Here is a 13,672-nt window from a genome sequence, read left to right on the forward strand (position 1 = left end):
GATATTGCCCAACAGCATCAATATCGCCAATGGCTTTAACTATCGCTAATGGCTTCTGAAGAGGGCATTTCGGTTGCCATTATTTGTAAATGTACATCTGGCATGTGCTGAAGGTGATTGGCGAGCCAATGAATTAGCCTTGGTTGCAGTGCTTGACGCAAATCGGCCAATGTCTCTGCTGCTATTTCTAGTAACTGATCATCTAGCCATTCGCTGAAACTATCTTCATCGAGTGGGCTGGTACCGCTGGCATCCAGCATCAAACGACCAATACGGCACCAGCCAGTGTCGGTAGCCGTAACGGGAAGCGCTAAGAACAAGCTGCCGCGCCGCGATGAGTGAGAGCCGGTATCAAGCCCTGGATGAGGCACGACGCTATTCTGATTAACGATGCAGGGCGGCTGGGGATAGCGTGCTTCGCAGCGTAATCCTAGATTGTCGAACATCAACATGTCGCCATTTACCGGTGCGAGCGGGGCGTTAATGCCGAGACTGGTGGCAATTTCTTGATGGGCAGCCTGATGGCGCGCCTCTCCATGCACCGGCAGCAATGTTTTCGGCCGAACCCATTGATACAGTTTTCTCAGCTCATCTTCGGCAGGATGTCCAGTCGCGTGTAATTCTGGGTGGTTCATTTCATCGAAAATTGACACCCCAAGCTGCGCTAGGCGTTTTTTCAGTTGTTCAATAGGGCGCTCGTTGCCTGGTATGGCTTTGGCAGAAAAAATGATGCTATCGCCTGGCTCAAGATCCACAAACGGGTGCCTCCGCTGTGCTAAGCGTTGCAGTGCTGCACGTGGTTCACCTTGGCTGCCCGTCGCAATAATCACCACCTCTTCTGGCGGCAGGTAGCCTAAATCATGGGGAGGTACTAGCGGCGGAAAGTCGTCTAAATATCCTAGGCCCTTCGCGACACTCACCATGCGTTCCATTGAACGGCCCATCAGACTGACGCGTCGGCCGCACTGTTGGGCAGCAATCCCAATCGCTAATACGCGGGCGAGGTTGCTGGCAAAGCAAGATACCACCACGCGTCCTGTGCACTGTTTTAAGGTGTGAGCGAGTGCTTTAGCAACATCTCCTTCACTGCCCGAATGGCCGGGCATCGGGGCGTTAGTGGAGTCGCCTATGACGAGATCGATAGGCGCGAGCGCACGAAATTGAGCAGCGTTAATGGGCGAACCAATTAACGGGTTAGGGTCTAGCTTCCAGTCCCCGGTGTGCAGCACGCGGTAATCGCCTGCCTGCATTAGGATTGAGCAGCTTTCAGGAATCGAATGGGTAACGTGAAGGTAACGTAGCGTGAAGGGGCCGAGCTCCATTGCATCACCCGGTTCCACAACGTTTATAGCGGCGCTACTAAGCTGATGCTCTGCAAACTTATGGCGCAGCAACCCCGCCGCTAATGGCGTTGCAAAAATGGGGCAGTTCCATTTAGGCCAGAGCCACGCCACGGCACCAATGTGATCTTCATGGCCGTGGGTAATGTAGAGCGCCTTTGGGGTAATGTTTAGCGCTGCTAATGTATCTGTATTGGGCACCTGCAACGGGGAATTGGGTAGATCCTGGCGAATCATCATGCCGCAGTCGACGGCGATCCACTCATCATCGTATCCATACAGCGTAAGGTTCATTCCAATTTCACCACACCCACCTAGCGGCAGTAGGCGCAGGGGAGGGCGACGGCGGGGACGAAGTTGAACGCGTGGTGGATGCATCAGTAATGAAAAGCCTAAAAAGTAAGACCTTAACTATACGGGAAGGCAGGGGCGGGTAACAATCATCGCGGCATTTGGCTGCGGTGCTTCCTTGATAAGCATAAGGTACACTATTTCGCCTATATACCGCTTCCCTACCGCTGGTAGGTGCTTGTCGAACGTGCCGTTAAAATATGTCAAGAGTGTTTATTTATGTCTCATTATTACCGTTTGGTGGTGTCTTGCCCTGATCAAGTGGGCATCGTGGCGCGTGTCTCAAGCTTTATTGCTCAACAAGGTGGTTCTATCACTGAAGCAAGCCAGCATTCTGATCTTGAGACCGGCCGATTCTTCATGCGATACGAAATTTTGGCAGATTCGTTGGGTATGTCGGCGGAGGCGTTACGTAGTGCGTTTGAGCCGGTGGCTAAAGCCTTCAATATGCAGTGGTCGCTCGTCGATACTCAAAAGCGTAGGCGTGTGGTGTTGATGGTGTCGCGGGAGTCTCACTGTCTGGTTGATCTACTTTATCGTTGGCAGGCTGGGGAGCTTGACTGCGATATTGTCGGGGTTATCTCAAACCATGAGGATATGCGATCACTCACTGAGTGGTATGGCATTCCTTACCATCATGTGCCCGTCGATCCTGATAACAAGCAGGTTGCTTTCGAGCAGGTGCAAGCGCAGATTGATAGTGCACGGGCTGACTGCGTTGTGCTGGCACGTTACATGCAGATTTTGCCACCTTCGCTCTGCTCGCGTTACGCGGGACGGGTGATTAACATCCACCATAGCTTCTTACCCTCTTTTGCTGGTGCTAAACCCTATCATCAAGCTTACCAGCGTGGCGTTAAGCTAATCGGTGCTACCTGTCACTATGTCACCGAAGAGCTGGATGCTGGGCCGATTATTGAACAAGATATTCATCGAGTAAGTCATTGCCATACGCCAACGGATCTCGTGCGTTTTGGGCGCGATGTCGAAAAAGCGGTATTGGCGCGTGGTTTACGATGGCATTTAGAAGACCGAGTATTAATCCATGGCAATAAGACTGTGGTGTTCAGCTAAGCATGTTGTTTAGATACGCAGAGTTTTTAGTCAATTCAAGTTTACAGCTGGCTTCTCGTTAGCTGACGGGTAGATAGGGGCATCCATGTCTTTCGCGCAAAGTGTTTTAGCTCCCTGGGCATTGTTGCTGACGTGGTTGGTATCGTTAAGCGTACTTGCGTGGATGATATGGCTGCGCCCCTGGCGAGTACTGATAGGCGATGTGGCTCTTCAGCATCGGTGGTTAGCCGCGACGCTCGCTGTGGTGTTGATGTGGCAACTGCGTGCTCAGGCAGTCGATTGGTTAACCCTGCACTTAGTCTTCACCGTCTTAATGACGTTGGTATTCAAAATGCCTCTCGCATTAATCAGCAATGTGCTGATTAATGTTGCGATGTCAGCTATTGGCCGCAACGAATGGGTGTTACTAGGCGCTAATGTATTGGTAACCGGCATTGTACCTGCGGTCATTACCGGTCTGGTATGGCGATGGGTAGACCGGCGCCTGCCGGATAACTTGATGATCTTTTTATTCGCATGCGGCTTTTTTGGCGCAGCGCTGGCAACGCTGGCAGGAGGGTTGTCAGCGGTCTTGCTAATCATAGTGGCGGGTACCGACTCTGAAGCTGTGTACTTAGCCCAAGAGTATGCGCGCTTCTTACCCCTGTTAATGCCCTCCGAGGCTTTTATCACAGGGATGTTGCTCAGCATTTTGCTGGTGTATCACCCGAGTTGGGTGGCGACGTTTAATGATCGTCGCTATATAGATTCTCAGTAAGCGTGTAAGGCCGGTAAGGCATCTAACGATTGCCTCACCGGTATTCATACGAGCTCGATTATCCCAGTGCTTGGCCGTTACCGCCACGTATGACACCAACTCCCACCCCTTCGATATCCAACTGCTGCGTGCGTAGGTCAATTTCTATGGGCGCAAAGTCGCTGTTTTCAGCAATCAGTGTCACCGTATGGCCCTGTCGTTTAAAGCGTTTTACAGTGACTTCATCTTCTAGCCTTGCCACCACAATCTGGCCATCACGAACCCGGTCGGTGCGATGCACGGCAAGAAGGTCGCCTTCCAGTATGCCAACATCCTTCATTGACAAGCCTCGCACCCGAAGAAGGTAATCCGCTTTGGGGGTAAAGTATTCAGCGGGGAGTGGGCAATAACGATCAATGTGTTCCGCTGCTAGAATCGGGCTTCCTGCGGCCACCTCTCCGATGACTGGTAAGCCATTTGGTAGTGGTTCTACGTTGGCGGCAGGCGCTGTTGCCGAGACATCACTGATATCCTGTGGTTCCTGATTAGGCAGTCGAATTCCCCGCGAGGTGTTACGGATAATGCGGATGGCACCTTTGCGCTCAAGCGCTCGTAAATGCTCTTCAGCAGCGTTAGGAGAACGAAAGCCTAGCGCTTTGGCAATTTCTGCGCGGGTCGGTGGATAGCCAAATTCAGACATCGTTTTAACAATAAAATCAAAAACATGCTGTTGACGAGCAGTAAGAGGACGCGACATAACAAACTCCAAAAAATTAAATAAGACAGTGGTTACATGTCGGCTTAAACAGTATGTGGTTAAGTATACAGTATGTTGCTCTGTCCAGTACATGCTAGAGCGTTTCACAATGGTAGTCGTTATGCGAATGGTGTCAGGAATGGAGCTAGGAGCGACGAGTCGAAGGAACTATGTCAACGGCAAACTCGATAGCGTCTGATGGCAGGCGTTTGAATAGGGGCCTAGGGTGCATTTGAGCGTTGGGTAAAAAGCTAAAGATAAGTGATTGAGCCAAATAGCGTTATGGCATAGTATTTAACGATGTTTTAAACACTCGTTTTCTGGAGGGCGCTATGGCGCAATCTGATACGGTAACACGTATCCTTGATACCGCTGAGGTGCTGTTTGCCGAGCGTGGTTTTGCCGAAACATCGCTACGCAATATCACCAGTAAAGCGCGGGTTAATTTGGCGGCTGTCAATTACCACTTTGGTTCTAAAAAGGCGCTTATCCAGGCGGTATTTGCGCGCTATTTAGACCCCTTCTCACAACGTTTTCACACGGCGCTTGATGAACTGGAAGCGCAGTACAACGGTGATGTGATTCCGCTTGAAGTGCTGTTGGAAACAATGGCAAGCACGGTGCTGGCAGTGCCTGCTGAGCGCAATAGTTTGAAGGTGTTTATGCGTCTGCTAGGGTTGGCGTATAGTCAGGCACAAGGGCATTTACGCCGTTATATCCAGCAGCAGTACGGCGATGTGTTTACCCGCTTTACTGAGCTGGTGCGCCAGGCAACGCCAGATTTACCTGATGCTGAGCGTTTTTGGCGACTACATTTCATGCTGGGCACCGTGATTTTTACGCTGTCAGGTTTAGATGCGCTGCGAGACATTGCCGCGAAAGACTATAATGAGCAAGTAACCGTCAGGGATTTGGTAAGACGTTTACGCCCTGTCGTGGTTGCCGCCATGAATGCTCCGCTACCGCCTGCTGCTGAAGGACATTATGCGAACGCCCACGTTAGCTGAACTACCCCCGCAGAATGGTGGTTGGATAGAGATCAATATCAAACACCAGCAGCTATGCTGGTGGCAAGGGCGCACGCTGCAGTACACGTGCGCTGTGTCCACCGGTGAGAAAGGCGTAGGACAGCAGGAAGGCAGCGGTCAAACCCCTCTTGGATGGCATTATATCCGCGCATCGATAGGGGACGGTTTAGCTGATAATGCTGTTTTTCGGGGGCGGCGATGGACTGGGGAGGTGTTTACGTCGGCGCTTGCGGCGGAATTCCCTCATCGTGATTGGATATTAACGCGCATTTTGTGGCTGTGTGGTTTGGAGAGAGGAGTGAATCGAGGCGGGGATGTCGACACTCAGCGTCGCTTTATCTATCTTCATGGCACGCCACCTGATCAACCGATGGGCGTGGCTGCTTCACATGGGTGTATTCGGTTGCGCAATGATGATCTGATGTATCTTTTTGAGCATGCGCCGCCGGGCACGCCCGTTTGGCTTCATAATGGCTAAGCGTAGGCAACGTATTATTGATTTTTTGACACGAGAGATTGATCAACTAAAATTGACGGCCCTTTTGTTGGATCCATCACAATGACTCAATCTTTAGGCCCGGTCATGCTTGACCTTGAAGGGCCGCGATTAACCAAAGCTGAAAAACATCTTTTGATGGACCCTGCTGTGGGCGGTGTCATTTTATTCGCTAGAAATGTCGAGAATGCTTACCAGGTTAGAAAGCTTTGCAGTGATATTCGTCGTGTTCGCGGCGAGCTGTTACTTGGTATTGATCAAGAAGGCGGTCGCGTTCAGCGAATTAAAGAAGGCGTTACTCGCATGCCAGCCATGGCACGCATCGGTGATCAATTCGCTGAGGATTCGGCATCCGGTCTTGCATTAGCAAAAGATGCGGGTTGGTTGCTGGGGATGGAAATGGCTGCTTGCGGTCTGGATATCAGCTTTGCGCCTGTTTTAGATGTCGAAAGTGGCATCTCTAGCGTTATCGGTGATCGTAGCTTCAGCACCGACCCTGCACACGTCGCTGCGCTGGGTCAGTGTTTTATCAACGGTTTGCATGAAGCGGGTATGGCGGCGGTAGGTAAGCATTTTCCTGGCCATGGTGGCGTTGCCGCTGACTCCCATGTGGCGTTACCTGTGGATGACCGTCCGCTGGCGCTTATTAAACAGCGCGATCTTGTTCCGTTTAGCCAGCTTGCTACTCAGCTTGATGGTGTTATGCCTGCCCATGTTATTTATAGTGCGTTTGACTCACGTCCTGCTGGCTTCTCACCTAGTTGGTTGGGAATGTTAAGAGAGTCCCTGGGGTTTAAAGGTTGTATCTTTTCAGATGATTTAAGCATGGCGGGTGCTCATGAAGCGGGTGACCCGAAGGAGCGCGCCAGTGCTGCCCTTGCCGCAGGATGCGACATGCTATTGGTCTGTAATGACCGCTCTGCAGCGTTAGACGTTGTTGAAGCATGCCAGGGATTACACAGTAAACGACCAATCAAGCTGCGCTATGGGCGAGCCCGTCCAGACGTGGATGCGCTAACGGCACTTGGCCGCTGGCGTCGTACCCATGCCAAATTAGAAGCGTTAGCGAATTAATCCTATCTTTTCTTAAGTTATTTTCGTTTTTAAGTCACTGACTAGTTAACCCCTTCTTGGAGTAACCCGATGTCCAAACTGGATAAAGAGGCGCTTGAGTCGCTTGACTCAATGCGTGAGCTGATGGATAACGCTGACTGCTTGATTTCTCAACAACAAGTTGAGCGTGCACTGGATCGAATGGCTGAGGAAATTAGCAAAGATCTAGGGGATAAGTTACCGGTTTTTTACTGCGTTATGAATGGCGGCTTGATCACAACAGGGCACCTGCTAACCCGATTAGGTTTCCCTCTTGAAGTTGATTATTTGCACGCGACCCGCTATCGCAATGAGTTGCGTGGTGGCGAACTTTTTTGGCGTGTTTCTCCAGAAATTCCCATGGCAGGGCGCCACGTCGTCATCGTCGATGACATTCTTGATGAAGGCTCTACGTTAGCCGCTATTCTTGCCTACTGCGAGGAAGCCCAAGCGGCGAGCGTTACAACGGCAGTGCTGGTGGATAAGCAGCATGACCGTAAAGCGGTACCTGGCTTAAAAGCCGATTACTGTAGCTTAGAGGTTGCAGATCGTTACGTGTTTGGCTTTGGCATGGATTACAAAGGCTACTGGCGTAATGCCCCTGGAATATTTGCTCCCAAGGGCATGTAATGCTCTGGCCTAGCGGGGCGAGAAGCGCCTAGCTAGGCCTGTCTCCGCAATCATTCGGGTTGATATCTCTTCTACTGAAAAGCGTGTCGTATCGATAAACGGGATGTGCATCGAGCGATATAGCGACTCAGCCTGCCCAACTTCTTGCAAACACTGGTCCATTGAACTGTAGCGGCTGTTTGGACGGCGCTCGTTGCGTATTGCTGCTAGTCTGCGAGCATCAATTGTCAGGCCAAACAGCTTGTGTCTATGGGGGGCTAGTGCTTTGGGTAGTTTTAAACTGCCATCTTCATCCAAGTCATCTTCGGTCAATGGGTAGTTAGCGGCTCGAATACCAAATTGAAGCGCTAGATAAAGCGAGGTGGGTGTTTTTCCGCAACGTGAAACGCCAACCAGAATAATGTCGGCTTTATCGTATTGGTGCGTTCGTGCGCCATCATCATTATCTAGCGCAAAATGGACAGAATGAATGCGATCCATGTAGACATCATCGCTACCAATCGAGTGCGTTCTGCCGACGCTGTAAGAGGAGTGAGTTTCTAACTCTTGCTCTAGGGGTTCTAAAAAGGTAGAGAAGATATCCACCTTGAAGCCTGAGGCCTGTCGAATGACGTTACGGATATCCTGATCGACAATGGTATCAATGATAATCGGCCGATGGCCGTCACGGACGGCGGTAGAGTCGATTATTTCCGCTAAAGCGCGAGCCTTTTCAAGCGTATCAATGTAGGGCTTTGTCAGCATATTGATTTCAACATCACTAAATTGAGCTAACAGGCTACGCCCAAGGCTTTCTGCCGTAATGCCAGTACCATCAGAAATAAAAAAGGCTGTTCGCTTCATCACTAAGTCCGTCAATAAAGAAAGTTGCTATTGTGGAGTGGCGCGTGGGTTAGCACAATCGTCGCCAAGCCATTCACTTTGCAGCTCGTTTTAAAGCTTATTTAACAAAAACCACCTCATTAAGACTACATAAAAAGCCCTTTATTGCGCTTTGTTGTAAAAATCCTCCACTCCGTTCGCTATTAGACCAATGGCGAATGCGGCGGGGCGATGCTAGTGTGACATGGTCAATTAGAGTCGGCCTGTCAGGTCGCAAAGCAGTCTAAAAGCGAGGGGGTTGCGTGGAAGAGTACATTCTATGGTTCGATCAGCTAGGTATGGCAGACGTCGAACGTGTGGGTGGTAAAAACGCTTCGCTTGGCGAAATGATCTCGAACTTATCAGGTGTGGGCGTGACAGTGCCGGGTGGATTTGCCACGACGGCCCATGCCTATCGTGAGTTTCTCTCTCACGAAGGACTAAATGACCGCATCAACGCCACCCTTGCTCGCCTTGATGTCGATGACGTTAAGGCGCTGGCAGAGGCAGGCAAGACTATTCGCCAGTGGATTATTGATACGCCACTTCCCCCTGCATTTGAACATGCTTTACGCGCTGCCTATGAGCAGCTTCAGGCTAAGCATCCCAGTTTGAAAGTTGCTGTACGCAGCTCAGCAACGGCAGAAGATCTGCCTGACGCGTCTTTTGCTGGTCAGCAGGAAACGTTCCTTAATATTGAAGGTTTTGACAATATTAAACAGGCGGTGCACGAAGTGTTTGCATCGCTATTTAATGACCGCGCGATCTCTTACCGCGTTCACCGCGGCTACGCCCATGAAAATGTCGCGCTGTCTGCGGGTGTGCAGAAGATGGTGCGTTCTGAGACAGGCGCTTCCGGGGTTATGTTTACGCTGGATACCGAGTCTGGTTACCGCGACGCAGTGTTTGTCACTGCTTCCTGGGGGCTTGGCGAAACCGTCGTCCAGGGGGCTGTCAATCCTGATGAGTTTTATGTGCACAAGCCCACGCTTGAGGCTGGCCGTCCCGCAGTACTACGCCGGACGCTAGGTTCTAAACTGATCAAAATGATCTATGGGCAAGATGCCAGCGCTGGTAAATCGGTTGAAACTGTTGAAGTGCCTCTTAACGATCGTGGTCGGTTCTGTATTAACGATGAGCAGATCATGGATCTTGCACGGCAAGCCATGACCATTGAAAAACATTACCAGCGTCCGATGGATATCGAGTGGGCACTGGATGGTGATGATGGTCAGCTTTACATCGTGCAAGCGCGTCCTGAAACCGTTGTTTCACAACAGGAAGGGGGAAAGTTAGAACGCTTCCATCTGCGTGAAAAAGGACGCACGCTGATTACAGGCCGGGCGATTGGTCAGCGGATTGGGCGTGGCACGGTAAAAACGGTGCTTAGCCCAGAAGAAATGGACAAGGTTCAAGAGGGTGACATCCTGGTGACAGACATGACCGACCCGGATTGGGAGCCGATCATGAAGCGTGCATCAGCGATTGTGACTAATCGTGGTGGACGAACCTGTCACGCGGCCATCATTGCCCGAGAACTGGGTATACCAGCGGTGGTCGGTTGCGGAGATGCAACCACTCAGCTTAAAGAAGGCATTGATGTCACGGTGTCCTGTGCCGAAGGTGACACTGGCCACGTGTATGAAGGGCTTCTGGCATTTGACTGTAAGGTTTCAAGTGTCGATGCGATGCCGGAGATTCCCTTCAAGATCATGATGAATGTGGGTAACCCGGACCGTGCATTTGGCTTTGCTGGCTTACCCCACGCTGGGGTTGGCCTTGCTAGGCTGGAATTCATTATTAACCGTATGATCGGTGTCCACCCCAAAGCACTGTTGGATTACGACACGCTGCCCGCTGATCTTCAGCAGGTCATCGATTTGCGTACTGCCGGTTACGATGATCCTGTCAGTTTCTATGTTGATAAACTGGTCGAAGGCATCTCAACTCTGGCCGCTGCTTTCCATCCTCAGCGGGTGATCGTAAGGCTCTCTGATTTTAAATCAAATGAGTACGAAAATCTGATTGGCGGCAAGCTTTATGAGCCCGGTGAAGAGAACCCAATGCTTGGCTTCAGAGGGGCCTCACGTTATATCTCGGATGCCTTTAGGCCCTGTTTTGAGCTTGAGTGCCGGGCGCTGAAGCGGGTTCGTGAAGAAATGGGCTTTGATAACGTTGAAATCATGGTGCCCTTTGTTCGCACAACCGATGAAGCGCGCGAGGTCGTAGAGTTGTTAGCGGCTAATGGCTTGCCGCGGGGCGGTGAGGCTAATCCTGATGGCTTAAAAGTTATCATGATGTGTGAGTTGCCGGCTAACGCACTACTGGCTGATGAGTTCCTCGAGTACTTTGATGGTTTCTCAATTGGTTCTAACGATTTGACCCAGCTGACGCTTGGCCTTGATCGGGACTCGGGTATCGTTGCGCATCTGTTTGATGAACGAAATCCAGCGGTGAAAAAGCTGTTAGCAATGGCCATCAAAGCCTGCAAAGCGCAAGGCAAGTATGTTGGTATTTGTGGCCAAGGCCCTTCTGATCACCCGGATTTGGCCAAGTGGTTAATGGAGCAGGGGATTGATTCTGTCTCTTTAAACCCAGATGCGGTACTTGAAACCTGGTTTATGCTGGCGGGTGAAACTATCGAATAATACCGTCTGCGCGCAGCACTGTTTTGCAGCTTCGCCCGACCATTGCGCCGGGCGATTGAAGCTTATAAAGAGGCCTTAGCTATTGGCGTAGCCAGTTGCGCAGTTTTACCAGCATTAGACCGCCGTCGCTCAGCGCACGGCGGTCTTTTATTAGCTCGCTCAAACGGTCTGGATAGTCAGTGATTATCGCATCAACCCCAAGATCAATCAGTGCCGACATGCGCGCTCGGTCATTGACTGTCCAGGCGTGTATTTCGTAGTTATAAAGCGCTGCCAATCGAATTTCTTGTGGTGTGATACGGTTATGACGCAGGCCTAAAGCATCGAATTGGCGTCGATCCAGTGTGCCAGCCAAGATCAGTTGGGCGAGTAAGGTAATGCGTAATTCAGGGGCTTGCTGTTTTAAATAAGTCACCATGCTGGGTGCCATGGTCGCCATGCGCATTTCCAAGAATACATTTGGAAACCCGCAGTTCGCGTTCGCATTGAGCGCGTTATGCTGAGTTGCCCAGCAGCGATAACGAATGTCGCTTTCTGCTTCAAGGGTTGCTAACACGGCGCGAGCAAGCCTCTCTTCATCGCCAGGTGAGGGTTTCATGTCAATCATTAAGCTGGCGCGCCCTCGCACTAGCGCCAAGGCATCATCCAAGCCCGCAATTCGCTCGTTTTGGAAGGCATCGCCAAACCAACTGCCGACATCAACTCTGCTCAACTCTGCCCTAGTGAGTGAGTCAAACTCTCGCCGATCACCTGTTAGTCGGGCCAAGCTGCGGTCATGGTAAAGAAGCACGTGGTTGTCAGCGCTAAGGCGAACATCCAGCTCTACGGCATCGGCACCGTCCTCAAGCGCTTGTCTTATCGCGGCTAGGGTGTTTTCCGGCGCTACCATCGAGCTTCCTCGGTGGGCGATGATCGCTACGTTATCGCGTATTTCAAAGCTATTGAGTATCCACCATGCTTGTAGCCCCGCCAGTAGTAGTACGCTTAGTTCAATCGCCCACGCAAGGCGACCAGGGTGGGCGTGTTCTGATCGAGGGGAAGGGCGTGTCTCTCGAAAAGCCAGCTGCAAGTATAAGCACGCTGATAGGAGGGCATTAGTGGCAATACCTAAAAATGTAATGGTTAACGTAATCAGTACGTAGCTGGTTAAATATGCCAACATCGCTGGAATCAGCACGGCATTATGTTCGGGTAGCCCCCATAACAGAGGCGTCACGACACTATCAAATAGCCATGTAGAGATAATCGGCAGACTGATAATGACGATCAGCAGTGTCAAGACCGCCACGCCAATCGAACGATGCCAGCCGCGAGTTAAGTGCACGCTACGCTTAAGTGCTGGGAAAGGGGAGCAGTTGTCCAACGCTACTAATGGTAGCGCTAGTAACCAACGCAGGTAGAGCCACGCCGCAAGCCCAAGCCAAACAATCAGTAACGGCAGTGCGCAAGCAATAAAATACCACAGCGAGGCTGGGCGGGTTTGTTGTAAATAGTAGGGATCTATACCGCTTAACCACACATCATAAAGCCACGTTAAGCCCATCATAAAGGGGGCTAGAAGCAGCAAGTGGGCTCCTACCTGAAGAATGACCAGACCCGCGAGTGCTGGTAAGCGGCGTGTGCTTAACCACAGTGCTTCAAAGGCGAGTCGGTAGTGGTTGTCTTTAGGTCTGACGGCCACCAGCAGCATGCCTGCTTGTTGCCAATAAATCAGTAAGAATGCAAAACCAAGACCCACGAGCAACGCAACTAAGCCCAGTGGACTAAATAGCAGTGTAATCAGCGCATCATTGGTGACTACTGTTCGGTTGAGTTGCGCTAATAAGGCCCGAGAGATCCACGCAATCAATGGCACTACAAGAGCAGAGGCTAGCAGGGTGAAGAGCAGGTGATAGGCAATGAGAGGACGAAGATGGTCGCGCAGAGTGTGGAGTAGGGTGTAGCCCAATTGGTTAAGCGGCTGCATGGTCACAGTTTTGTCAGAGTTGAATTACCAGGGTGGCACTAAGTACCACGCCTGGCAAGCCCTTGCCTTAGGAAAGCTCAAGCGGCTTTTCGGCGATAATAATGCCGTTGTTATCTGCGTAAAGCCATTGTCCAGTGTGTAACGTGGCACCTGCAAAGGTAATGGGTATATCGCGTTGTCCTTCGCCGCGCTTTTCGCTCTTGCGCGGGTGGTTACCTAGCGCTTGAACGCCAAGTGGCAGTGTGACAAGAATATCGACGTCCCGTACACAGCCATACATCACCACACCAGCCCAGCCATTTTTAGCGGCTTGCTCGGCGAGCATATCACCAAGCATGGCACAGCGGTGTGACCCGCCAGCATCCACAACTAGCACTGCACCATCACCTGGTTCGGCAACAGCTTGCTTAACCATTGAGTTGTCTTCAAAGCACTTAACGGTACGAATAGGGCCGTAAAAACTGTCGACGCCACCATAATTAGCAAACATCGGTTCAAGTACTATTACGTCAGGATTCGCATCACATAAATCTGGTGTGACAACAGGGGTTGCATATGTCATTACACGCTCCTATGAAGCATTGTCTTCAAAATTAGCCCATGAAGACCCATTGATGAAAGTCAGACGGCCATAAAAAAACGCCCCAGCCTGCAAGCAGGTTGGGGCGTTCGGTCATCGGCTCAAAAAGGAGA

The 13,672-nt window shown here is 51.2% G+C and carries 12 protein-coding genes; 7 read left to right on the forward strand and 5 right to left on the reverse strand.

The window, feature by feature from the left end; translation table 11 throughout:
- Window positions 1-35: 35 nt before the first annotated feature.
- A complete protein-coding gene (locus tag NDQ72_09275) occupies window positions 36-1,634 on the reverse strand; it encodes a ribonuclease J (GenBank protein ID WKD30112.1) in 1,599 nt (532 codons plus the stop codon).
- Window positions 1,635-1,910: 276 nt separating this feature from the next.
- Here NDQ72_09275 and purU point away from each other — a divergent pair, with 276 nt between their 5' ends.
- Complete coding sequence (gene purU / locus NDQ72_09280; GenBank protein WKD30113.1) at window positions 1,911-2,765, forward strand: formyltetrahydrofolate deformylase; 855 nt, start codon at window positions 1,911-1,913, stop codon at window positions 2,763-2,765.
- Between the two features lie 85 nt (window positions 2,766-2,850).
- Entirely contained in the window at window positions 2,851-3,522 is a 672-nt protein-coding gene (locus NDQ72_09285; protein ID WKD30114.1) for an energy-coupling factor ABC transporter permease, read from the forward strand.
- Between the two features lie 58 nt (window positions 3,523-3,580).
- Here the strand turns inward: NDQ72_09285 and lexA are convergent, their stop codons facing one another.
- Window positions 3,581-4,258, reverse strand: coding sequence for a transcriptional repressor LexA (gene lexA, locus NDQ72_09290; protein ID WKD30115.1), 678 nt, complete (start codon window positions 4,256-4,258; stop codon window positions 3,581-3,583).
- Window positions 4,259-4,590: 332 nt separating this feature from the next.
- Here lexA and NDQ72_09295 point away from each other — a divergent pair, with 332 nt between their 5' ends.
- The 4 genes from NDQ72_09295 to NDQ72_09310 all read left to right on the forward strand — a co-directional run bounded on the left by NDQ72_09295 (window position 4,591) and on the right by NDQ72_09310 (window position 7,504).
- Window positions 4,591-5,265, forward strand: a complete 675-nt coding sequence (locus NDQ72_09295; GenBank protein WKD30116.1) for a TetR/AcrR family transcriptional regulator — start codon at window positions 4,591-4,593, stop codon at window positions 5,263-5,265.
- Window positions 5,243-5,764 carry a L,D-transpeptidase gene (locus NDQ72_09300; GenBank protein WKD30117.1) on the forward strand — a complete coding sequence of 174 codons (522 nt, stop codon included), beginning with the start codon at window positions 5,243-5,245 and terminating at the stop codon, window positions 5,762-5,764. Before NDQ72_09295 ends, NDQ72_09300 begins: the two co-directional genes overlap by 23 nt.
- Before the next feature lie 81 nt (window positions 5,765-5,845).
- Window positions 5,846-6,856 (forward strand): beta-N-acetylhexosaminidase, encoded by a 1,011-nt coding sequence (gene nagZ, locus NDQ72_09305; protein ID WKD30118.1) that lies wholly within the window; start codon window positions 5,846-5,848, stop codon window positions 6,854-6,856.
- Window positions 6,857-6,925: 69 nt separating this feature from the next.
- Window positions 6,926-7,504 carry a hypoxanthine-guanine phosphoribosyltransferase gene (locus NDQ72_09310; GenBank protein WKD30119.1) on the forward strand — a complete coding sequence of 193 codons (579 nt, stop codon included), beginning with the start codon at window positions 6,926-6,928 and terminating at the stop codon, window positions 7,502-7,504.
- Between the two features lie 9 nt (window positions 7,505-7,513).
- On the opposite strand, the gene NDQ72_09315 is transcribed toward NDQ72_09310, so the two are convergent.
- A complete protein-coding gene (locus NDQ72_09315) occupies window positions 7,514-8,347 on the reverse strand; it encodes a kinase/pyrophosphorylase (protein WKD30120.1) in 834 nt (277 codons plus the stop codon).
- A gap of 281 nt (window positions 8,348-8,628) precedes the next feature.
- Here NDQ72_09315 and ppsA point away from each other — a divergent pair, with 281 nt between their 5' ends.
- Complete coding sequence (gene ppsA, locus NDQ72_09320) at window positions 8,629-11,013, forward strand: phosphoenolpyruvate synthase (protein WKD30121.1); 2,385 nt, start codon at window positions 8,629-8,631, stop codon at window positions 11,011-11,013.
- A 79-nt stretch (window positions 11,014-11,092) separates the two neighbouring features.
- On the opposite strand, the gene NDQ72_09325 is transcribed toward ppsA, so the two are convergent.
- Window positions 11,093-12,979 (reverse strand): glycerophosphoryl diester phosphodiesterase membrane domain-containing protein, encoded by a 1,887-nt coding sequence (locus tag NDQ72_09325; protein WKD30122.1) that lies wholly within the window; start codon window positions 12,977-12,979, stop codon window positions 11,093-11,095.
- A 67-nt stretch (window positions 12,980-13,046) separates the two neighbouring features.
- Window positions 13,047-13,541, reverse strand: a complete 495-nt coding sequence (gene rraA / locus NDQ72_09330; GenBank protein WKD30123.1) for a ribonuclease E activity regulator RraA — start codon at window positions 13,539-13,541, stop codon at window positions 13,047-13,049.
- Between the last annotated feature and the right edge of the window lie 131 nt (window positions 13,542-13,672).

Source organism: Halomonas sp. KG2, assembly GCA_030440445.1.
Taxonomy (GTDB): Bacteria; Pseudomonadota; Gammaproteobacteria; order Pseudomonadales; family Halomonadaceae; genus Vreelandella.

Coding starts and splice junctions, on each gene's coding strand:
- NDQ72_09285 (WKD30114.1), top strand. CDS start 2,851: ATGTCTTTCGCGCAAAGTGTTTTAGCTCCCTGGGCATTGTTGCTGACG.
- NDQ72_09275 (WKD30112.1), bottom strand. CDS start 1,634: ATGAACCTTACGCTGTATGGATACGATGATGAGTGGATCGCCGTCGAC.
- NDQ72_09300 (WKD30117.1), top strand. CDS start 5,243: ATGCGAACGCCCACGTTAGCTGAACTACCCCCGCAGAATGGTGGTTGG.
- NDQ72_09310 (WKD30119.1), top strand. CDS start 6,926: ATGTCCAAACTGGATAAAGAGGCGCTTGAGTCGCTTGACTCAATGCGT.
- NDQ72_09315 (WKD30120.1), bottom strand. CDS start 8,347: ATGAAGCGAACAGCCTTTTTTATTTCTGATGGTACTGGCATTACGGCA.
- purU (WKD30113.1), top strand. CDS start 1,911: ATGTCTCATTATTACCGTTTGGTGGTGTCTTGCCCTGATCAAGTGGGC.
- nagZ (WKD30118.1), top strand. CDS start 5,846: ATGACTCAATCTTTAGGCCCGGTCATGCTTGACCTTGAAGGGCCGCGA.
- NDQ72_09325 (WKD30122.1), bottom strand. CDS start 12,979: ATGCAGCCGCTTAACCAATTGGGCTACACCCTACTCCACACTCTGCGC.
- rraA (WKD30123.1), bottom strand. CDS start 13,541: ATGACATATGCAACCCCTGTTGTCACACCAGATTTATGTGATGCGAAT.
- NDQ72_09295 (WKD30116.1), top strand. CDS start 4,591: ATGGCGCAATCTGATACGGTAACACGTATCCTTGATACCGCTGAGGTG.
- lexA (WKD30115.1), bottom strand. CDS start 4,258: ATGTCGCGTCCTCTTACTGCTCGTCAACAGCATGTTTTTGATTTTATT.